This window comes from Anatilimnocola aggregata (genome assembly GCF_007747655.1).
In the GTDB taxonomy this organism is placed as follows: domain Bacteria; phylum Planctomycetota; class Planctomycetia; order Pirellulales; family Pirellulaceae; genus Anatilimnocola; species Anatilimnocola aggregata.
In genome coordinates, this window is record NZ_CP036274.1 from 6,640,680 (window position 1) to 6,661,736 (window position 21,057).

Here is a 21,057-nt window from a genome sequence, read left to right on the forward strand (position 1 = left end):
TTTGGTTGAAAACTCGCGCAGCATGAAGTACAAGGTCACGCATACGACCATCTACGACTACAGCGATGCGGTCCCGGTTTGCCATAACGAGATCACGCTCTGGCCGCGCGATCACCGGCGCCAGACCTGTTTGACCCATCGCCTGCGCGTGCGGCCGGAACCGGTCCACCTCGATCATCGCACCGATTATTTTGGCAACCACACAGGCCAGTTCGCGATCGAACAGCCCCACACTCGGCTGACAGTTACCGCCGTCAGCCAGGTGCAAGTGTTGCCCCCCGATATACCCGCGCCTTCTTCCACGCCTCCGTGGGAAGATATTCGCGACCGCTTCACCATTGGGCAACCACCCTGGTGGCTCGAAGCCCGGCAGTTTGTGCTCGACTCGCACTACGTGCAAGCCACGGCAGCCTTGCGCCAATTGGCCGAGCCGTCGTTCACACCGGGTAGACCGTGGCTTGAAGCGGTGCTAGACCTGACGACGCGAATTCACGCCGAGTTCAAGTACGATCCCACGGCGACGACGATCAATACTTCGCTCGAAACGGTGCTGCGGATTCGTCGTGGTGTTTGCCAGGATTTTGCTCACTTACAAATCGGCTGCCTCCGATCCATTGGACTCCCTGCTCGTTACGTCAGCGGCTATTTGCTAACTGCTCCAGCACCAGGCCAGCCGCGGATGATTGGTGCCGACGCATCGCATGCGTGGGTCGCGGCCTTCTCGCCCGAGTCGGGCTGGATCGATTTCGATCCCACCAACAACGTCATTCCCGGCACCGGCCACGTCACACTGGCCTGGGGACGCGATTACAGCGATATCTGCCCTATCAAGGGTGTGCTCGTCGGCGGTGGCAAGCACCGCATGCGAGTTGCGGTCGATGTTGTACCGCTGAGCGAATAGTTACTGTCGGTCCAGCAATTCTGCTGCTGACGTTGAGTTATTCGCCGAGTTTTGCTACCTACCTGCCAGCTCAATACTGGACAGACTCCGCTAGCAGTTTGCTCGGAGCAAGAGGCAGGCATGGAATGCACTCGAACATCGCCGCGAACCTGGTTTCTGGCGTTTGCTTGCGCATTACTCTCCGCCTGTTCACGCAGCAGCCCGCCACCATCGCCGTTGCAGACCCGCGCGCAGAATCTGGTTGCCATTCCAGGTGCGCAGGGTTCAAGCCATCCGCAGTTACAACTGGAGTTGAAGCAGCTCGCCGAACTGAAGCAACTGCCAGAGCAAATCGATGCCGCGATGCCTGCCAGCGATCGTGATCGTAGCGAGGGGGCGTATGCCAGCTTCGTGCGGGCGTATCCCGCGCTGACCAGACCGGCAATTGGCCGCGAAGTGAATGAAATCTGGCCAACTCTGGGAACCTGGTTTGAGCCAGGCGCTGTGCAAAAGGCGCGCGAAATTGTATCACTGCAGGCCGCTGCCAGGCAGCGATTTGGTGCTGCCTTGGATGAACATGGGGGCCGGCCACAGGGAAGAATTGCCGATGCTCTGCTGGCCGATGACGAATGGCTGGATGCAGCCGTAGTGGGTTGCCGGATCGAAGGCCTCGCGGTAGCTGAGGCTTTGGCTGAGCAGCAACCGGCTGCTGCCGTTCCGCTCTGCGAGCGAATGTTGCAGGTCAGTCGGCAATTGGCGGCCGAACCAAATCTGAACGCCCGCCTGGTAGCCGTCGCGTTGCGAACCGATGCCCTGCAAGTGCTTAATGCCATCGCGAATCATCCCCTAGCAACGCCTGAGGTATTGCAACTGCTGCAGCAACGGTTAATTGCCCACACAGCCGATTGGCCCAGTGACGAGCGCGTGCTACAAGCCGAGCGAGCACAAGGGCTGTTGATTTTCGAACTCGTTCGCAGTGGGCACTACACCTCGCTGCTCACCAAATTGCACCGATCGCAGCTAGATAGCAAAGGACTGATTCGCTCGACCGAGATAGCTGCTAAACGCGACATCGATACCGACCAACTCTTTTACCTGCGGGCGATGCAGCAGCAAGTTGCCGCTGCTCGACTTCCCTTCCTTCAGCGTACGAGCAGCACTGAAGCATTGCAGACCGAGCTAGCGACTCGGGAAGCAACTGGTGAGTATCCACTCGTCGCTGGCACCCTGCTGCTACCACGAATCGCCGACGTTCACTTGCAGCTGGCGCAAGATCGGGCCCGCTGTGAGGCTTGGCTGCTTGTCCTGACTGCGGTGACCGAGCAACCGCTGGGGCCGATGCCGGTTTGTCCATTGACTGGCACCGCTTACGAATTGCAGCAGGACCGTGAAGGGGTGAAGGTGGTCAAGCTAGCGCTCAAGCCCGGTGAAGCGATTCAAATTCGCCGGCCGGGACTCATTCAGGCTCGCCGCCGCGCAGCGGGCTTTGACTTTACGCCCGCCAGTATCCGCTGAGCGGTGGTGGATTTCTTCGCCTACAATGGCCAGCATGATTCGCTATCAAGATTTCGCGCCGCGGATGCTGACACCACCCGGCTTCTTGGCCCACGCGACGTATGAGCCGCTGGACATCGCCGTGCAAGCAGCGAATGCCTGGATCGAAGAACATCGCATCCACATGATCACCATCGAGACGCTGCTCCTGCCGAACATCTGGAGCCGCTACGAAGAAGGGACGAGCGACCCTGCGCTCGGCACCAGCGGCGAATCTCCCAGTCAGTGGCATCAGGTGGTAAGAGTCTGGTACCACGGAGAGTGACGGGCAAGAAAACGAAAAACGCCGGACCTTGCGGTCCGGCGTCGTTCCGTTGCTTTTAATGAGGTGGGGTAAGGGAAAGCGCTGGACCGGGATTCCAGCGCTCTCTCAGCCGACTCTTTCGACTGCCCCTTTTACTCCGCCTCTATGTAGAACCGACGCGGGGGTCAAACCGCGGCAGGCTAAGGCATTTCGTTCAAGCAATTGTCCAAACAGTTTGGGAGGGCGAGTCCCACCTGAATGCGTCGCTGGCGAGAGGAGAACAGGTCGTTAGACCAGTTCCTTCCGGGCGCCGATCAGGGTGCGAAGTCGTTCGGCCAGAAGTTTGGCATCGAATGGCTTCTTAAAGGTTTCATTAATCGCCGAGCGGTCAAAGCTCAGCGGGCTGCCGTCATCGGGCAGCAGCGCGATCAAGATCGTCTCGGAGAAGTCCACATTTTTGCGCAGATTCTGGCAAATTTGCAGTGCTTCAACCTTGCCGATCGAGAAGTCCACAATGATGCAGTCGGGGTGGAAGCTTTCGGCTTGGATTCCAGCTTCAAATCCGCTGGCAGCCACGGCAACCTTGAACGACCGTTCAGTGGGCAATTCGCGCTTCAAGTTTTCAATGAGAACCTGGTCTTGCGCCACAATCAGCACTTTTGCCATGGCCTCGTCTTCGAGGTCACCCAAGGGCATTCCGTGCTCTTTGAGGAACTTGATCAGATATTCTCGCGGGATACGACGGTCTTGCGAGCCGGGGATGCGGTAGCCTTTAAGGCGTCCCGAATCGAACCACTTGCTAACCGTACGCGGGGCCACTTTACAGATCTTAGCGACCTGTCCAGTAGTGAAGACCTTCATCGCAGGCTCTCCATTACTCTCTCGTTGACTCGTTGGTGTGAAGCACCACGGTGAGCGATGCCGCTGAGCTTCACGTATCTGCCCCTATTCAATCGACCAGGCCTTGGTCTCGATCCATCTCGCCAGCTGTGGGATTTGGCCTGGTTAATCAAATTCTGGGTCGGGGCGGTTCTACTGGGTTTCAAGTAACTGAAAACAGTTCCCTCTGCTTCAGCCACCTTTTAACCATCGGCAATCAGGACCTCCGGAACGCGGCGGAAATCCCCAAAATCGCAAACAACCGGCAAAGCTGTTTCGCGTGGGGCCATCCGGGCGACCTGCGCCGTCAAGCGGCGTGGTTCAACCGGCAGAGAGAAAATGCACCCGTTCGTCACTCAATGGGTCTCGAGTCACGAGCAAGCATTTGGAAGTGCTGCGCATTTCGACTTGCGTCGAAACTTGAGCACCTATAGCAGATTCCCCCTGAGAAAACGGTTGTTGCCCGGCGGTTCACGAACCTCGGCATGGTAGGTGCCGAGAGTCGTATGCTGCCGTGCAACACACGTCTTCCGAATGTTTCTTTCGTATCAAATGCGAACCCAACTTCACAAAATCCCGTCAGTCGCAAGACTCGCAGGGGTGAAGGGGGTTGTCCGCAAGCCAGCAGCAGCTAGGATTTTGCTGATCTTGCGGAAAAAGCAGGCAAACAGACTCAAGAATTTTCGTCATCCACTGCTCAAAATCAGCTGCGGTTCAGCCACCGAAATCCGCAGGTGGGAAGGCCTTCGCTGCGGAATTCATGCAGCGAAACGACCATTTCATAGCGCGTACAGACTTTGCCGAACGTACGATCCGCACGAAAGGTTGCTAAGTTCGCGCCTTGAACTACCGAGGCGACGAAAATCTCGCCCTCGGCGGCAAAAATCTCTGCCCTGCTCGGACTATTCCGAGCGTACCAGCAGCAGAGGACTGAGATTGATGCCTTGCTCAGCCAATTCTTCGTGGCTGAGGTCTTCCAGGCAATCGAAATCGAGCTCGGAATAGCCGGCATCAATGCCCAAAAAACTCAAGAATTCGCCCAGCGGTTGCTCGGGCGTCTCATCTTGCGTCGCTAACGTTTCAGCGACCGCGGCGGGATCGACACTTTTGCCCAATAGCGGCTGTAGCGCTCCCAGATGCTGCTGCAAAGCAGCCTCGCTCAACATAGGTCCGTCGCCAATCTCTTCATCCTCATCTTCGTCGGAAAACTCGTCCGACGGTTCGTCATCTTCCGTGTCACCTTCACCAAAAAAGGCTTCTTCTACATCGTCGTCGGCAGAGAGCAGGTCGTTTTCGCCGTCCGACTGGCTAAGTTCAGCAAATCGCTGCAACTCTTCACCCGTCGCCTGGCCAGCGAGTACTTTGGAAAACAGCTCGGCCATATCGGGCGGCAGGACTCCTTGCAGCATGCTGGGAACACCATCTTCGTCGTCAGCTTGAAAACCGTTCTGAAAAACGCCTTGCATGGCTGCCGTTAGTTCAGCGGTCTGTGCCTGCAGCTGTTCCTGAAAGCGACTGAGTTCAGCCTGATTGGCCTGCGACCATTGGTCGAACCGTCGCATTTCGCCAAGCGTGGCCTTGCCTTCGTGCAGCCGTTCGTAAATGGCTCGGACGTCGTCGGGCATCTTGCTCGAAATCTGCTCTTGCAATTCGGCGATCTTTGACAATCCTTCTTGAACCGGGCCGGCCATTTCATCATCGTCGTCGGCACCAATGGCTTGCGGACCATCTTCGTCGTCGAATTCTTCGGCAAGTTCATCCATGTCGTTATCGAGAAACTCTTGCAGTTCGTCTCCGGTTTCGCCCGTGCTATCGAACTGGTCTATCTCTTCGCCCTGGTGAAACAGGGAGTAGTGCCAAGAGGAACCTTCATTCGTCCAAATGTTCAAAACGTGAGTCTTTAACTGCTTCGAGAGTTCTCGGCCGATCTCTTGTTGAAACAAGAAATCGGAGCAAAACACCGTGGCCCAATCACCCTTCGATTTCGCGATCCAGACGCCGCGGGTGATTCCCTGATCGAGCGAGTCCGGGTTGGCAGTGTCGGCGTCCAATACCTGAAAGCCTTCGGACGAGAGCAAATCGGTGACGGCTTGCTGCAGGCGCTTGGCCGTAGCCCCCTTCACATGCAGACTGCTGGTAAAGCCTTCCATCGCACTGCTCCTCTATTCCACTCGCTAAGGCGAGAACAATTCCGCTTCCAGTTAAATTTGCCGCTGCAGCTCACCTACCTGCGAACCTACCGCAGTCAGGCGGAAGTGAATAGACGGGGCGAACAAAACAAGACCGAAACGATTGTGAAGTCGAACCATCTGAACCTTGAACGTCGCGTAAGGCACAGGTATGCTGCAAGGACCACCAATTTGGGTGCTTGGCCCGCATCCCATACCGCTGCAGTTGGCGTCGCCCCTCTCCACCACGCGACTCATTTGCTGATCTTGCTACTTTGATGTTCTTTTTTTCTCAGCATCGCCGCAGGGTTGCCTTCACCTTGGTGGAGCTGCTGGTGACCATTGCCATCATCGGGCTGTTGATCGCACTCTTGTTGCCCGCAGTGCAAGCAGCGCGGGAAGCGGCGAGGCGAATCCAATGCACAAACAATCTCAAGCAACTGGGACTGGCCTTTCAGAACTATCACGACACCTGGCAGAAGTTCCCAGCGGGAGGCATTTCCTACGGACTATGTTGCAACACGCCCAGTTACGAATCTTGGACCATCTCGCTGCTGCCTTACCTTGAGCAGCAACCATTGGCCGCTCGTTACAACTTCAACGCGTACAACGAGGCACCGGAAAACAAGTTCGTTCGCGAACACAAAACGCAGAATTATACTTGCCCATCCGAACTAGAGCCAAACATCTTGCTCAAGCCCGAATCGGGACCCGGCAATACGATGGAATATCGCACAGGCACCTATCGCGGTGTCGGCGGCAAGAGTGACGGAACCGGCTGGTGGAGCATTTATCAGGACTACGTCACTTTACCGATGGATTGGCGCGGAGTGCTGCACGTTGTCGATGGTCGTGAACTGACCTACGAGGGCATTGCGAACGTCACCGATGGGACATCCAACACCTGGTTGGTCGGCGAATATAGCACCAAGAGCACTCCACGCCGCCGGACGTTTTGGGCTTATACCTACCGCTCGTACAACCGTTCCGATTGCACGAACCAACCCCGCACTTTGTGGAACGACTACACCCGCTGCGTAACCCAAGGCGGACCAGGCATGGAACTGGCTTGCGCTCATGGTTGGGGTAGCTTTCATCCGGGCATCATCAACTTTCTGCTCGTCGATGGCAGCGTGCGACCAGTGCAGACCAACATCGATATGAATATTTTCGCGGATGTGGCCACCATTAGTGGTGGTGAAAATAGGCAAGTCCCTTAAGACTGCAAGCAGCCTAGAATATTGCCATGCAGGCTCCCGAACCGTTTGAACCCGACCATTTCGAAATTCGCGGCGATATAGCCTATTATCGTCCTCGCGGAAGCTATGCGGAGTTTCGACTTGCCGTCGCCGCAGTTGCCCGAGGCATGGCACATGCCGTGCGCCAGCCCGGCGTGCGCCGCATGCTGGTCAATTCCTCCGAGCTTTCCGGCTTCCCGCCCCCCACCATGATGGATCGCTACGAGATGGGAAAACTCTGGGCAGAGAGTGAGGCCGGCAGCGGCATTCATATCGCCCTGGTAGCTCGGGCCGAGCTAATCGACCCGAAGAAATTTGGTGCGCTCGTCGCAACCAACCGTGGGACGTCCAACGACGTCTTCACCAACGAAGAGGATGCCTTGCGTTGGTTGGCACAGTTCGCCGAAAAGTAGGCGGCTATTTGCCGATCTTTGCCTGGTGCTTCTTCAGCACTTCGTCCAATCGCACGGTCTTGCCTCCGGCGGCTTTGCTCTCTTCCGCTGCTTGCAGAAAGGTAAACAGCTCGATCGTTTCGGCTGGGGAGACAGGAACCGGAGCCCCTTTGAAGAACTTGGCCATCTCGATGGCAATTCCTTCGTAACCCATGTATTTGTCTTTGGTCGGGACGATGCCACCCACCGGCACACCATGACCGTAAACCCCAGCGGTCGAAACGCCCTTGTCGCCGAACACCGTGGCGCTGTACTTCACTTTGCCCTCCTTGATGCCGCGATAAGTTCCCACGCGACCATCGGCCCACACTGCGGTAAATTGCTCGGCGGTTGGCGTGGACGTGCAAGTGACCGAAGTCACGCCGGGTCCCATAATCGCGTATAACGTTTCGATGCTGTGTAAGGCGCTCCAGAAAAATTCCGGTGTGCTGGGGTCGCTCGTGCAGCCGCCGTACACATCGCAGCCAATGACCTTGCCGACTTCGGGATGGTCCTTCATCCCGCTGAAGCCAGGACTGAACCGGTGCTGCGAACTCGACCAGCAGGGGGTCTTGGTCTCTTCCGCCAATTTCATGATTGCGATAGCATCTGCGAGTGAAGCCGCGAAAGGGCGACCGATATAGACCGGCTTGCCGGCGCGTAGCACGGGTTCGATTTGCTTCAAGTGGTCTCGGCCGTCCATAGTCATCACCATGATGACGTCGGAGCGCTTTAGCAGTTCATCGACCGAGTCAACCATCTCGACGCCATACTTGCCAATCTGAGCTTGCCACCTGGGAATGTCCTTCAGTTCCAGGGGCAACTTCTCACTGCCAATCGGCAAGGCAGCGACCACTTTCAGCCCGGCGAGATCACCTTCGGCCTTCGGGCTATTAAAGAGTTGCGAATATGCCACCGCTTGATAATTGTCGAGTCCCAGCACTCCCACGCGGACTGGCGGCTTGGCTGGAACGTCTTGCGCGGCGACGAAAGTCGCGGGCATAAAGAGGGCAATCAAAAAGGCGAAACACAAGCGACTCAACATCGGAGAGATCCTCGGCGGGAGTGAATGGTGGGGTGGAAACCGCAGTAGCCTAGCCGATGAAGGGGGCTGATTTCAACAAAAACTTCGGACTCGCGCGGCGCAAGTGCTGCCTTCGTCTCGACATCGGCCGCAATTGCTCAATCTCTCCAACAGCGATTGCCCTCGCAGGGAGGTCGCCAGTAGTCTGTTATAGATGGCTCCCACTGCTCAAAAAGTCGCGTCCTCAACTACCTCTGCTTTATTGCGGCCCGAACTTCTCGCGCCCGCTGGCGACCGAGATTGCATTCGCGCAGCCATTGAGAATGGGGCCGATGCTGTTTATTTCGGACTCGATCGCGGCTTTAACGCGCGGGCCCGCGCCAAGAATTTTGCCACCGAAGAACTCCCCGAAATCATGCGGCAGTTGCACAGCCGCGGGGTGAAGGGCTACGTCACTCTTAACACGCTGATTTTTCCAAGTGAACTTGCTGAAGTTGAGCGGCATGTAATTGAACTCGCGGAGGCAGGTGTCGATGCCGTGCTAGTGCAAGATTTAGGACTCGCGCGACTAGTGAAGGCAATTTGCCCTGACTTGGCCGTTCATGCTTCGACACAAATGACCCTCAGCAGCAGTGAATGCATTGACGTGGCTCAGGAATTGGGGATTGAACGCGTCGTGCTGCCGCGGGAGTTGGCACTCGACGAGATTCGCCTCATTCGAGCGGCGACAACCATGCAACTCGAAGTGTTTGTCCACGGCGCACTTTGTGTTGCATATTCCGGGCAATGCTTGACCAGTGAGTCGCTCGGCGGTCGTAGTGCCAATCGTGGGCAATGCGCGCAGGCCTGCCGCTTGCCTTATGACTTGCTCTGCGATGGCAAGCTGGTTGAAACTGGCGATCAAAAATATCTGCTTAGCCCGCAAGATCTGGCTGCTTATGAATTGATTCCGGAACTGGCCGAGCTTGGTGTCTGCTCGCTCAAGATCGAAGGTCGGCTGAAGACACCCGAGTACGTTGCGAACATCACGCGCCATTATCGCCAGGCCATCGACGAAGCGCTGGCGGGTCGCGCGGTGAAGTTCCCCCCTGAAGAAGTCGAAGCGATGGAACTCTCATTCTCGCGTGGTTTCTCGCCGGGTTGGCTGAAGGGCTGCGATCACAAGATGCTCGTCCCCGCAATTAGTTCCGACAAACGGGGCGTGCTGCTGGGAACTGTGGAGTACGTTCGCAACGGCCGCGTTGCAGTGCAACTTGCGGCTTCTATCAAGCGCGGCGATGGCATCGTTTTCGATTGCGGCCGGGCCGAAGACGATCAGCAAGGCGGCCGTGTCTATGAAGTTTATCAACGAGGCCGTTCGCTAACGGAGCCGGTTAACATTGGCGTTGCCGAATTGACCTTCGCGCATGGAGCAATCAATTTTGAAGAGATTCAACCCGGCGGCGAAGTCTGGAAGACTGACGATCCGGAACTAACCAACCGCTTGCGCAAGACATTTGCCGCTGGCGTAATCAACCGCCGCGTGCCGGTCGACTTCGCCGTAACTGCGCACGAAGGCCAGCCGCTGCTCATTCGTGCGACCGCCGAAGGCCGGGCACCAATTGAAGTGGCTTCGTCGCAACCGCTCGAAGCTGCAAGGCAACACGTGCTCGACGAAGCCATGTTGCGCACCCAGTTGGGACGCCTCGGCAGCACTCCATTTGAGATAAGAAATCTGCAAGCGGAGATTACCGGCCGGCCCATGGTGCCACTCAGTGTGCTTGGCAAATTGCGGCACGAAGTGGTCAAAAAACTAACGGCCACGATGGAACAAGTTCCCGAACGCCGCATTATTCGCGCTTCCGCCCTCAGTGAACTGCGAGCGACGTTGCCGGTCGATGCGACCCCTGCCGAGAACGATGCGGCACCGCAGTTGCATGTTCTCTGCCGCTCACTCGCGCAACTAAATGCGGTGCTCAAGTGCGCTGCCAACAGTGTGTATGTCGATTTCGCGGACATTCGCGAATATCGCGCCGCAGTGGAATTGGCCCACGAGGCCAGCGCCAAGATTTGGCTGGCTACACCGCGCATTCAAAAGCCGGGTGAAGCAGGCATTTTTCGCGCGCTCAGCAAGCATGGGGCCGATGGTGTTCTCGCCCGCAACCTTGCGGGACTTCGCTACTTTGTACAGCAGGGCTTGCCTGTGGTCGCCGATTTTTCGCTTAACTGTTCCAATGAACTGACGGCGCAGTGGCTCGATCAGCAAGGGGCCACGAGAATCTCCCCATCCTACGATCTCAATCGCGAGCAGTTGCTGGAACTGGTGGCAGCAGTTCCGACGAAGTGGCTCGAATGTGTAATTCACCAGCATATGCCCATGTTCCACATGGAGCATTGCGTGTTCTGTGCGATGCTCTCACCCGGTACCAATAAAAACAACTGCGGCCGCCCTTGTGATAATCATCAAGTGGCGCTACGCGACCGAATGGGCATCGATCATCCGCTCACGGCCGACGTGGGATGCCGCAATACGCTCTTCAATGCCGTGCCGCAAAGTGCGGCCGAAGTCGTTCCCGCGCTGCTAGCGCAGGGAGTGCGACACTTCCGCGTAGAACTGCTTGAAATGGCCTCGCGTCAGGAGGAACAGCAGATTCTTCAGACGCTCGAACTCTATCGCCGGTTATTGCGCGGCGAAGTAACTGGACGCGAAGTCTGGAGCAAACTAAGCGCTGCCAACCGCGTTGGCGTCACCCGCGGCACTCTTGAGGAACGTCGCCATCCGCTGGCGATAATTTAGCAGTTGGGACGACGAAGTGACACATAGCTCCAAGTTGCCGTAGCACCTTCTGTCATCGGCAAAATGTCTTAAAGACATTATCTCTAGGTTGAGGCATATTGATGATTGCATTGTGCTAATGCCGTGATAATTTGCTCGCCGGAGATACCTCTAAATCAGCCGTATAGGCGAGTTTGCTCGTCAATCCCCCAGCCGCAGCGGCGTGGGGAACTCAAGCGTGAACTGCGTGCCGCGGCCGACCTGGCTGTGAACGTCAATGCGGCCGCCGTGGGCTTCGATAATCTTGCGAGCCGTGGGTAGGCCGAGGCCGGAGCCGCCGCTCTTGGTCGTGTAGAACGCTTCGAACATCCGCATGGCCGTTCGCTCGTCCATTCCGCAGCCCGTGTCGATCAAGTCGAGAGCTACACCAGTACGCGTGAGGCGAGTGCGAGCGACGAACTGTCCGCCGGTGGGCATCGCTTCGAGTGCGTTCTTCACCAGGTTCACCAGCGCTGCTTGGACTGTTTCAGGGTCCAGCTTGACGCTCGGCAAATCCGGATCGAGGTAGCGAATCACTTCCACGCCGTTTTCGATCGCTTGCGGTTCGAACAGGTCGAGCACTCGTTCGATTTGCTCGTTAAGATTGCCCAGGCGGAGTTCCAGATTCCGCAGCCGCGAAAAGCGCAGAAAATCGTTCAGCAGATTTTCGAGCCGCGTGCATTGGCGCGTGACCATCTCGATCTTGGCGAGGGCGCGGCGTTCTTTGGGCGTAGCTGGATCGGCGAAGTCTTCCGCTAACAACTCCATGTTCATCCGAATTACGGAGAGCGGGTTCTTTATCTCGTGCGCTAGCGAGCCGGCCAGTTCGGCCAGTTCGACATACTGCGCCCGCAGTTCCTCGGGTGAAGCCGGCAGCGGAGTTTCATCAACCATCAGCTGGCCCTGAGACAGGAGGTCGGTATTACGTGGGACAGGCATCCTGCCTGTCATGAAATTTTTCACAGGCTGGAAGCCTATGCCACGAAGACAGGCTGAGAGCCTATCCCACGTTGGAAAATACAAAACCCGCGAGAACGACTTCCCGCGGGTCTTGATTATGAACGCTGAAAGCTAGTTTTGCCTAGCGACGGTCTCGACCGCCACCGCCACCTCGGCCGCGACCACCGCCGCCGCCTCGATCGCCCCCACGGTCATGACGCGGACGGTCGCCGCGATCTCCACCACGGTCACCACCCCGATCGTCGCGTGGCGGACGAGGAGGACGTGGTTCGCCACCTTCTCCCGGCGGGCCTTCTTTCGAAGCCAGTTCATCGGGTAGACCGAGTTCTTCCAAGGCCCGACGACGGCTGAGCTTCACGCGGTCGTGATCGTCAACGTCGATGACCAGCACCTTCATTTCGTCGCCGACGCGGCAGATATCGCCGACCGAGCTGACGAAACCACCAGCCAGTTCGCTGATGTGAACCAGGCCATCGCGGCCGGGCAGAATTTCGACGAAGGCACCGAAATCCTTGATGCTGCTGACCTTGCCGTTGTAGATCTTGCCGATCTGCACGGTGGCCGTGACGGCTTCGACTTGAGCTAAAGCGGCTTCGGCCCATTCGCGATTGCTGCTCGCGATGGTCACGATGCCGCTGTCGTCCACTTCGATCACGCAACCCGTGGCTTCTTGAATGCCACGGATCATCTTGCCGCCAGGACCAATGAGAGCGCCGATCTTCTCGGGGTCAATGGTCGTGCGGAGCAAGCGCGGAGCGTAGAGGGAGATGTCTTCTTTCGGACGCGAGATGCACGAAAGCATCTTGCGCAGGATCTGAATCCGGGCTTCGCGCGATTGCTCGAACGTCGCCTTGATGATCTCCTTGCTGATGCCTTCGATCTTCAGATCGAGCTGAATGCCCGTGATGCCGTTTTGGGTTCCGGCAATCTTAAAGTCCATATCGCCGAAGTGGTCTTCGTCACCGATGATGTCGGTGAGCAAGCACCATTCGGTTTCCGATTGCTGCACCAGACCGACCGAGATACCGGCGACTGGATTGCTGATTGGCACACCCGCGGCCATCAGGCCGAGCGTCGCACCGCACACGCTGGCCATCGACGAGCTGCCGTTCGATTCCAGAATGTCGCTGATGACGCGAATTGTGTAAGGGAACTCTTCGGGCGAAGGAAGAACGGGTGCGACGCTCCGTTCGGCCAAGGCGCCGTGGCCAATTTCGCGACGACCCGGACCGCGAATCGGGCGGCATTCGCCGACCGAGAAGGACGGGAAGTTGTAATCGAGCATGAACTTCTTCGAGTACTCTTCGAACAGGCCATCGACCCGTTGCTCGTCACGTGAGGTGCCGAGCGTGATGGTCACGAGGGCTTGCGTTTCACCACGTTGGAACACAGCCGAGCCGTGTACGCGGGGCAACACATCGACTTCGCATTCGATGTTACGCAGCGACTTGTTGTCGCGGCCATCGGGACGGTTGCCAGAGAGAATCAGGTCGCGAACGACGATCTCTTCGAATTCGTGCCACACCGACGAGAAGCGTTCGGGCTTGTAAGCGCCGTCAGCCTTGGGATCGGGAATGATGGCGGCCAAGGCTTGAGCCTTGACTGCCTTCACAGCTTCAGCGCGGGCTTGCTTCCCAGAGGTCAACTTGGCGGAACGATAGGCGTCGTAGTAGCCACTCTTGATGCGGTCCATCAGGCCGTCATCGGGCGGCGCGACGTAATCGGGGCGCTTGACGCCCACCTTGTCCGCAAATTCGCGCTGCATCTGGCAGATTTCGATAATCACCTGATGGGCGAACAGAATCGCCTCGTACATGTCGTTTTCGCTCATTTCGCGAGCAAAGCCTTCGATCATGGCGACCGAGGTTTCGCTGCCCGAGACGATGAGGTCGAGATCGCTCTCTTCCAAGTCGTCTTGACTCGGGAACGGAATGAACGTGCCATTCACGCGGCCCACGCGAACCGAGGCGATGGGCCCGCGGAACGGCAGGTTCGAAATGAACAGGGCACAAGCGATACCATTCATCGCGAGGACGTCGGCGTCGTTTTGGGCGTCGCTCGACATGACCATCGCCTGGCATTGCACTTCGTCGCGGTATCCCTTGGGGAACAGCGGGCGAATCGGGCGATCGCAGAGGCGCGAGGTCAGAATTTCTTTCGTGGTCGGGCGACCTTCCCGCTTGATGAAGCCGCCGGGGAACTTGCCCGCGGCAGCAACTCGCTCGCGATAGTCGCAAGTGAGGGGGAAGAAATCCTGGCCAGGTCGGCCGGCACCACCCACAACCGCGTTCAGAACGACGGTGTCCGCATATTGGGCGAGAACAGCTCCCGCTGCCTGCTTGGCGAGAAAACCTGTTTCGAACGAAAGAGTATGACTGCCGATTTTCTTTTCGACGCGATGCTTCACTGCTGCTACCTGATACTTTCTTTTCCTATGTTCCGGCTGCGACCGCTGCCCGCTTCAACTGAATATTCAGACTGAAAAAAAGGACAACACAAACGGTTGCGAACTGCGCGAACCTGAGACCACGAAACGGGGACTTGCAGAAGAGTTATGTTGCGATTGACGAAGCAAGACTAACCGCCCACTCTGCTAGACAGATGCGAGAGCGCGCGAACATCCAACTAACCATCAGCTCCACCGAGACTGAGGATGGCTAGCTACTCGACGCGTGGAAGACACATTCCATTGACAGACCAGCTACCTGGCCAATCAAGCCCTGCCAATCAGGGCTGACATCATTCACGCCCAGTGCCAAATGGCCCGCTGAGCGCCGTACTTCAGAACGTAAACGGTAGAGAAAACCAATTTTCTCGACGACTATCTGTCTGCTCGGATCCAACTGCTGGCCACGAACGGGTTCGTGGCAACCAATCCACCACCCAACTACTTACGAATACCAAGCTTACCGATGATTTCGGTGTAGCCGGCCGCATTCTCGCGACGCAGGTAGTCGAGCAACGTGCGACGACGGCTGACGAGCGCCAGCAGCCCACGGCGGCTGTGGTAGTCTTTGTCGTGCGTGCGCATGTGCTCGGTCAGGTTGTTGATGCGGGCTGTCAGCACCGCAATTTGCACCTCGGGCGAACCAGAGTCTGTTTCACTCCGGCGATACTCAGAAATCAACTCTGTTTTACGTTCTTTCGTAACTGTCATATTCCGCCGTCATTCCTCCACGCGGCCGAGCGGCAATGCCTGCCCAGCCTGGGTGCAACGAACTATCCTTCAGTGCCGTTTTTTGGCCCCTTTGGCCTCTTGGCATGTGACCGGAACTGGTCCTTACGTCACCCAAACCCAAAAACGATAAGCCAGTGAGTTTACCAGCGGGAGAAGAGATTGCAAGGGCGTTTTGGAAGAAGAGTGGGTGAGGGAGAATCGAAATCAAACTCCGCCCCCGGGGGTTTAACGGCTTTTGACCAGCTCGCCCGCGCAGTTCGATGGCAGAAATGTAGTGCAAAAGCAAATGAACCCCCGCCGCAGGGGCGGGGGCAAAAGGAGGTTGCTGTTGAAGCTGGCTACCTCTGCCCCTTCCATTCAGCAAAAAACTGCTCCAGGAACTGTTCCATAAACCGATGCCGCTCGGAAGCTAGCTGCCGGCCAACGTTCGTGTTCATCCGGTCCTTGAGGAGGAGCAGCTTTTCATAGAAATGGTTGATCGTGGGGCCGGTGTTCTTTTTATAGGAGCCAAATGAGTCGTGCGGCGTCGGAGGGACGGCCGGGTCGTACATTTCGCGTCCCTTGTGACCGCCATAGGCGAACGCGCGACCAATGCCGACCGCGCCGATAGCATCAAGCCGGTCTGCGTCCTGTACGCACATGCCTTCGAGAGTCTTCATAGGAGTCGCGACGCCAGCTCCTTTGAACGAGAGCGTGGCGATGATATCGCAAACCTGGTCGATCGTTTCTTTCGGCACACCGAGCCCCATCATCCAATCGCGGGCTGCTCGCGGTCCGGCTTCCTCGTCGCCGCCGTGAAATTTCCAATCGGCAATGTCGTGCAGCAAGGCAGCCAACTCCACGACGAACAGGTCGGCCCCTTCACCCTTGCCGATCCCCACCGCCGTTTTCCAGACTCGCTCGATGTGATGAAAATCGTGCCCCGAGCTATCGCCGGTTAGCAGTTTGCGAATGTGGTCGGCGGTAGCTTCGAGAATATCGGACTGAGCGCACGAACTGAGCGGCTGAGACATCTGGGAAACTCCGTTTTCGAATGATGTGCGAGTAACTACTTCGCTGCTGGACCCGCAGAACTGCGTGCTTTCAATTCTTCTTTCAACTCGGCTTCTAACAACCGCAGATGTGCCGGTGCCGACAGATTCTTATTCACATCGGCGACGATCTCCAGGGCCTTCTCGGGCCAGCCGGTATCGCGATAGTAAATTGCCAGAGCATAGGCAGCGTTCGTCGAGCGAGGATCGAGCAGATAGGCCGTGAGCAGTGCGTGCGAAGCTTCTTTGCGCCAGCCTTGCGTATGCCTCGCAAAACCTAATTGCTGCTGCATGAGGGGTTCTTCAGGAACCAGACGAGCGTCGCGCTCGATCAGGCTTAGTTCATCCTGCCGCAATCGCTCCATTTCGAAATGCAACGAGGGAATCGGCCCGAGCGCTGCTTCCATCGCCGCTTTGTTGCCTTGCTGCGAAGCTTGCTGAGCCTGACTTTGTGCTTCGTCAATCAGGCGTTCAAGCAGCATTGCCAATTGCCCGCGCGGCCCGGTGACGCCAGGTTGCACGCGCATGGCGTTCTCATAATGACGTTGGGCATCGGACAATCGCCCGCGACTTTCAGCTAACACGCCGAGCATCAAGTGCCCTTCCGCCCGATCGTTCACTAAACTGGCCGAAGCTTCGAACTCGGCCAGTACTTCGCGCAGGCGGAGTAATTTATCGCCGCGCAGTTGTTCGTCGGGAATGCGGGCCAACACGCGCGCAGCTTCGGTGCGGACAAGTCTCGACGGATCGTCGAGCACCGGCACAAGCGCGCGGATAATGGTATCGTCGGATGCACCTTGCAGGGCAATGACCGCTGCCGCGCGTACCGAGGGATCTGAATCCTTGAGCACGCTGACGAGTGCTTTGGTCACACCGGTATCGCTGCTTTCTTGTGGGTTCACGAACGAGCGAATCTCCATAATCGCCGTTGCCCGCGCGATCGCGGGCTGTGTCGATTTCTCAATCATCGCCAGCAATTGCCGCTGCGCATCAACCGAATTCGTACGCGCGGCGTGCAATGCTTCGGCGAAGTGTGGCTCCTTCTTCCGCCTGCTGCCGTACCACTTATCGGCGTGTTCATCGGCCCAGCGGTCGATCCGAGTCAATTCGTTTTTCACTGCCGATTCGCCGCGTTGGCTCGCGCGAAGCCAATCGGCATAGCTTTTCAGATCAGGTCGCTCGCGCATTTTGACGGTCGCGGCATCGGTCTGCAAATGGCAGCCTGTGCAAGCGTTGCCGGTGCCAAGTTTCACGCTCAAATCGGGGCGCGGAATGCGAATGCTATGATCGCGGCGGGGGTCGACTTCCATGTACGTCGTCGATGGCATGTGACAGTCGACACACGAGGCTCCTGCCGAACCTTCCTTGTGATGATGGTGAGCAAAAGTGTCGTATTTAGCGGCTGGATGCTGATGGCAGTTCGTGCAGAGTTTATTCCCTTCGTACTTCAGCTTGGCGGAATGCGGGTTGTGACAATCCGAGCAGCGAATTCCCTTGTGGAACATCTTGCTTTGGATGAATGAACCGTATTCGTACACCTCGTCCTGAATCTGTCCGTCCGCGTGATAGATGTTCGTGTGCAGCAATTCATTGGCAAAGTAATCGTAGTAACCACAGCCCGCCTGATGACCGGGTTGTACACCGCGGCGGCGCGAGTGGCAGGTAGCGCACATTTCGACCTGCGGCCGATTGTCAGTCCCTTTCAACTTTGCCAGCGCAAAGCCCTGCTTGCGGTCCCAAAACGGAGACTTAGCCTTGGCCAGTTGCACGTGCAAGCTTCCCGGCCCGTGGCACGCTTCGCAGCTGACATCGATCTCGGAGAACGTGGTGTGATAGATACCACTGGCGACGTCGTAGTTCTTTTGCAGATTGGTCGAGTGGCAATCGGCGCACATATGATTCCAGCACTGGGCAAAGCCGGTCCAGTGAAGCATATCACTTGGATCCAGCTTTTCCTTCACATCGGGGGGATCGAGATGGAACCACTTTTTCTGCAACGTGTCCCAACTGACACGCAACACTTGCAGACGGGCGATTTCATTCTCCGGGAGGTCGTCAGGCCGATCGAACTCCACCATGTACTGCTGCAAGGGTGTCACGCCGAAGACATACTTGATCTCAAAGTCGGCCAGCTTGCCGTCGGGTCCTTCGGTATTGATGAAGTACAAGCCATCGCGGCGAAACATGCGGGACGTGATGCCATGGTGCGTCAGTTCGGAATCATTGAAATCCCCCAGCACTGTTTCTGACGTCGCGCGGTCCATCGCCAGGTCGTGATGCGAACCGACAAACTGCTCGTGCTGGGGCTGGTGACATTCGATACACGACTGACGGCCGACGAACTTCGGCTGCGCACCTTCGGGCAGCCCGATCCACCAATCGGCAGCCAGCGCACCTCCAGCCATCACCACGATCGAGCCGATGAACAGCCAGATCCAAAACGAGCGTGAAAGGGCCCGCCGCGGCGCAGTGGCTCGGGCAGTTGTTGATTCAGCGGCTCGCTGGCGACGACTCATGCGTTAGCTAACTGATTGGCAATGAATGGGGAGGAATCCGAACCATTCATTCTAATCACGAAACCAGCCCCGTCGATTACTCGGCAGGGGTAAAGAGCAGGACATCGTCAATGCCGAAGACCACGCCCGCCGGCGACGTGATTTGAATCTCGTCCACCTTGGTTCCCGTTGGGACTTTGAATTGCAGGAAAACCGTTTGAAAATCATCGGCCGGCAAACTCAACACCTGCGACGAGCCTTGCGTCTCTCCGCTCAGCAACAATTGAATCTTTAGCTCGGTGTTCGCCGGCGCTTGAAGTTTCAGCTGCAGCACTACCTTCTCATCCAACTCTCGCTGGCCACGCAAGGAAAGAGAAATCTGGCTGCTGCCATCGGCCCGTGACAGCGAACGGGCAAACTTCCATTTCCGCGGCTTCGCGTATTCGACGATTTCGAAGGCTCCCTGCCATTCAACACCTTGCTTCCCCGTGTCGAACCAGCCCGTGTAGTGGATTCGCCGGGGAAACGGGCGAGATTCGCTTGCCGGTGCAGCTTCGTAGAGCGCGATGTTATCGATCAGCAACTCAGCGCGCGGGTCGACATAAAACTGGATGTCATCAATCCGCTCATCAACCGCGAGCGGGCCGCCGGTACCATCCGGGCGACGCATGGCCGTCATATCGACACAGCCTGTTTGCCACTTGTCTTGCTGGAGCCCCTGCAATGACAAATAGCGATGGTAGCCGTTGGTCAGGCTGTAAAGTTGAATGCGGAGCGTATCGGTCCCAGACAATTTGTATTGGAATCGCAATCTGGTATTCGGCCCCATCGGCGGACCAGGAACCGGATTGAAGATGACGGCGCGGTACATCGCCTTCGTATCGCCCTGCCGATCATCGAAATCCTGCGTGAGAACCGCGCGGCAAACTCGTTGGCCAAGTTTTGCTTCTGATTCTGCCCTTTCAACCTTGCCGCACATCCACCAGCGCTTCTCAATGTCCGTTTCGTAGTTTTCGAAAGTGTGAATCTGCGCCGGGAAACTACCGACTTCGATCATGGTCGATAAGTTCGCCACAGGGCGAGGCAGGACTCGTTCGCCGGTTTTGGTGATGCGGTCGACATACCACTGCAAGAACGCGGGGATATCTATCTGGCTGGCGACTGTAACTTCGTGGCCGTCCGCTGCACGAGTTGTTAGTCCACTAGTTGTCACTTTCAATTTCATGGGTCTGACGATTACGGTTGGTTGAGAAAATGTCGCTGCGATCGCAACGGGATCGAAAAGAATCGGTGTATCATCGTTCCACAGTTCGTAAAGGTTCTGCAATTGCCAGGTGAGTGGCGTTTGCGCGGCGAAGAGTTCCGTTCGCAGTTCTTTGGTGAGTGCCAGGTTAGCCGTCACATCGAGCGGCACGAGCGTGAGCGGAATTGAGGACGCAAACACTTGCTGGGCAGCGGCAATATCGGTCTTGAGGTTCCATTCTGGTTCGGGCCGCTTGCTGCCGTCGTAGCCTATATCGATCGCGCCACCCATGATCACGATCCGCTTGATGCGTTTGGCGGCAGTCGGCTCGTCTTTCAACAACCGCGCAACGTTTGTCAGTGGACCAAGGGCGATGATGGTGACATCGTCGCGCTCTTTCAGGAGTTTTGCCATTAACTCCACCGCAGACTCTTTCGCCGGCTTCATCGTCCGGTTGTAAATGGCCGCGGGATGACGCCGGTACTGAATCTGGTTGTCGATGGGAGTTTTGTGCTGGGGTTCTGCGCCCGCAGCGACGGGAATTGGCTTGGCTCCCACTTGCGTGAGAAAGCGGCAAGTGAGCCAGGCTCGATGATCGTCCCGATCCTTGCTCTGACCAACAAACCGGTCGTATTCATTGCCGCCGCCGACGGTGGTAATGCCAAGAATTTCTAATTCCGGCGACACAATCGCCAGCCCCAGCGCAAAGGCATCGTCGATGGCACCACCAATGTCGGTATCGATAATGACCGGAATCGGTTCAGAGCTCGCAGCCTTCGCCGGTGCGACCGCCTGAGCGACGGTGAAATTTTCACTGCTTGTAACAAGCACCAAACTGGCGAGTAATCGAGTCAACGGCAACTTCATGGAGAGGCTCCAGGTTTGTGTTGCCCTGATGATACGAGTTGGCGGGCATCCTGGCGAATAAAACGGATCAC

15 protein-coding genes are annotated in these 21,057 nt (G+C 57.2%); 6 read left to right on the forward strand and 9 right to left on the reverse strand.

Annotated elements, in window-relative coordinates; genetic code table 11:
- Position 1 precedes the first annotated feature (1 nt).
- The 3 genes from ETAA8_RS24940 (at position 2) to ETAA8_RS24950 (ending at position 2,699) form a co-directional block, all read left to right on the forward strand.
- Positions 2-901, forward strand: a complete 900-nt coding sequence (locus ETAA8_RS24940) for a transglutaminase family protein (RefSeq protein ID WP_238397561.1) — start codon at positions 2-4, stop codon at positions 899-901.
- Positions 902-1,021: 120 nt separating this feature from the next.
- Positions 1,022-2,395, forward strand: coding sequence for a hypothetical protein (locus ETAA8_RS24945; protein WP_145094980.1), 1,374 nt, complete (start codon positions 1,022-1,024; stop codon positions 2,393-2,395).
- A gap of 34 nt (positions 2,396-2,429) precedes the next feature.
- Positions 2,430-2,699 (forward strand): hypothetical protein, encoded by a 270-nt coding sequence (locus ETAA8_RS24950; protein ID WP_145094983.1) that lies wholly within the window; start codon positions 2,430-2,432, stop codon positions 2,697-2,699.
- A gap of 267 nt (positions 2,700-2,966) precedes the next feature.
- Here the strand turns inward: ETAA8_RS24950 and ETAA8_RS24955 are convergent, their stop codons facing one another.
- Entirely contained in the window at positions 2,967-3,539 is a 573-nt protein-coding gene (locus ETAA8_RS24955; RefSeq protein ID WP_145094986.1) for a helix-turn-helix domain-containing protein, read from the reverse strand.
- Between the two features lie 920 nt (positions 3,540-4,459).
- The gene (locus tag ETAA8_RS24960) at positions 4,460-5,707 is read right to left on the reverse strand and encodes a hypothetical protein (protein ID WP_145094989.1); all 1,248 of its coding nucleotides are present in this window, start codon (positions 5,705-5,707) and stop codon (positions 4,460-4,462) included.
- A gap of 353 nt (positions 5,708-6,060) precedes the next feature.
- On the opposite strand from ETAA8_RS24960, the gene ETAA8_RS24965 reads away from it, so the two are divergent.
- Positions 6,061-6,945, forward strand: a complete 885-nt coding sequence (locus ETAA8_RS24965) for a DUF1559 domain-containing protein (protein ID WP_238397562.1) — start codon at positions 6,061-6,063, stop codon at positions 6,943-6,945.
- Between the two features lie 26 nt (positions 6,946-6,971).
- Entirely contained in the window at positions 6,972-7,376 is a 405-nt protein-coding gene (locus tag ETAA8_RS24970) for a hypothetical protein (protein WP_145094992.1), read from the forward strand.
- Between the two features lie 4 nt (positions 7,377-7,380).
- Here the strand turns inward: ETAA8_RS24970 and ETAA8_RS24975 are convergent, their stop codons facing one another.
- The gene (locus ETAA8_RS24975) at positions 7,381-8,439 is read right to left on the reverse strand and encodes a Gfo/Idh/MocA family protein (protein ID WP_145094995.1); all 1,059 of its coding nucleotides are present in this window, start codon (positions 8,437-8,439) and stop codon (positions 7,381-7,383) included.
- A 193-nt stretch (positions 8,440-8,632) separates the two neighbouring features.
- Between ETAA8_RS24975 and ETAA8_RS24980 the strand changes: the two genes are divergently transcribed.
- The gene (locus ETAA8_RS24980; protein WP_145094998.1) at positions 8,633-11,194 is read left to right on the forward strand and encodes a DUF3656 domain-containing U32 family peptidase; all 2,562 of its coding nucleotides are present in this window, start codon (positions 8,633-8,635) and stop codon (positions 11,192-11,194) included.
- 180 nt (positions 11,195-11,374) lie between these two features.
- Here the strand turns inward: ETAA8_RS24980 and ETAA8_RS24985 are convergent, their stop codons facing one another.
- From ETAA8_RS24985 to ETAA8_RS25010, 6 genes are all read right to left on the reverse strand, one after another.
- Positions 11,375-12,151 (reverse strand): sensor histidine kinase, encoded by a 777-nt coding sequence (locus ETAA8_RS24985; RefSeq protein ID WP_145095001.1) that lies wholly within the window; start codon positions 12,149-12,151, stop codon positions 11,375-11,377.
- A 142-nt stretch (positions 12,152-12,293) separates the two neighbouring features.
- Positions 12,294-14,579: a polyribonucleotide nucleotidyltransferase gene (pnp, locus tag ETAA8_RS24990; RefSeq protein ID WP_145095004.1), complete on the reverse strand. Its 2,286-nt coding sequence runs from the start codon at positions 14,577-14,579 to the stop codon at positions 12,294-12,296.
- A gap of 480 nt (positions 14,580-15,059) precedes the next feature.
- Positions 15,060-15,329: a 30S ribosomal protein S15 gene (rpsO, locus tag ETAA8_RS24995; RefSeq protein WP_145095007.1), complete on the reverse strand. Its 270-nt coding sequence runs from the start codon at positions 15,327-15,329 to the stop codon at positions 15,060-15,062.
- Between the two features lie 359 nt (positions 15,330-15,688).
- On the reverse strand, positions 15,689-16,363 hold the full coding sequence (locus ETAA8_RS25000; protein WP_145095010.1) for an HD domain-containing protein: 675 nt from the start codon (positions 16,361-16,363) through the stop codon (positions 15,689-15,691).
- 35 nt (positions 16,364-16,398) lie between these two features.
- Positions 16,399-18,897, reverse strand: a complete 2,499-nt coding sequence (locus tag ETAA8_RS25005; protein ID WP_145095013.1) for an ammonia-forming cytochrome c nitrite reductase subunit c552 — start codon at positions 18,895-18,897, stop codon at positions 16,399-16,401.
- Positions 18,898-18,973: 76 nt separating this feature from the next.
- Complete coding sequence (locus tag ETAA8_RS25010) at positions 18,974-20,986, reverse strand: nucleoside hydrolase (RefSeq protein ID WP_145095016.1); 2,013 nt, start codon at positions 20,984-20,986, stop codon at positions 18,974-18,976.
- Positions 20,987-21,057 lie beyond the last annotated feature (71 nt).

Coding starts and splice junctions, on each gene's coding strand:
- ETAA8_RS24945 (WP_145094980.1), top strand. CDS start 1,022: ATGGAATGCACTCGAACATCGCCGCGAACCTGGTTTCTGGCGTTTGCT.
- ETAA8_RS24950 (WP_145094983.1), top strand. CDS start 2,430: ATGATTCGCTATCAAGATTTCGCGCCGCGGATGCTGACACCACCCGGC.
- ETAA8_RS24955 (WP_145094986.1), bottom strand. CDS start 3,539: ATGAAGGTCTTCACTACTGGACAGGTCGCTAAGATCTGTAAAGTGGCC.
- ETAA8_RS24960 (WP_145094989.1), bottom strand. CDS start 5,707: ATGGAAGGCTTTACCAGCAGTCTGCATGTGAAGGGGGCTACGGCCAAG.
- ETAA8_RS24970 (WP_145094992.1), top strand. CDS start 6,972: ATGCAGGCTCCCGAACCGTTTGAACCCGACCATTTCGAAATTCGCGGC.
- ETAA8_RS24975 (WP_145094995.1), bottom strand. CDS start 8,439: ATGTTGAGTCGCTTGTGTTTCGCCTTTTTGATTGCCCTCTTTATGCCC.
- ETAA8_RS24980 (WP_145094998.1), top strand. CDS start 8,633: ATGGCTCCCACTGCTCAAAAAGTCGCGTCCTCAACTACCTCTGCTTTA.
- ETAA8_RS24985 (WP_145095001.1), bottom strand. CDS start 12,151: ATGCCTGTCCCACGTAATACCGACCTCCTGTCTCAGGGCCAGCTGATG.
- rpsO (WP_145095007.1), bottom strand. CDS start 15,329: ATGACAGTTACGAAAGAACGTAAAACAGAGTTGATTTCTGAGTATCGC.
- ETAA8_RS25000 (WP_145095010.1), bottom strand. CDS start 16,363: ATGTCTCAGCCGCTCAGTTCGTGCGCTCAGTCCGATATTCTCGAAGCT.
- ETAA8_RS25005 (WP_145095013.1), bottom strand. CDS start 18,897: ATGAGTCGTCGCCAGCGAGCCGCTGAATCAACAACTGCCCGAGCCACT.
- ETAA8_RS25010 (WP_145095016.1), bottom strand. CDS start 20,986: ATGAAGTTGCCGTTGACTCGATTACTCGCCAGTTTGGTGCTTGTTACA.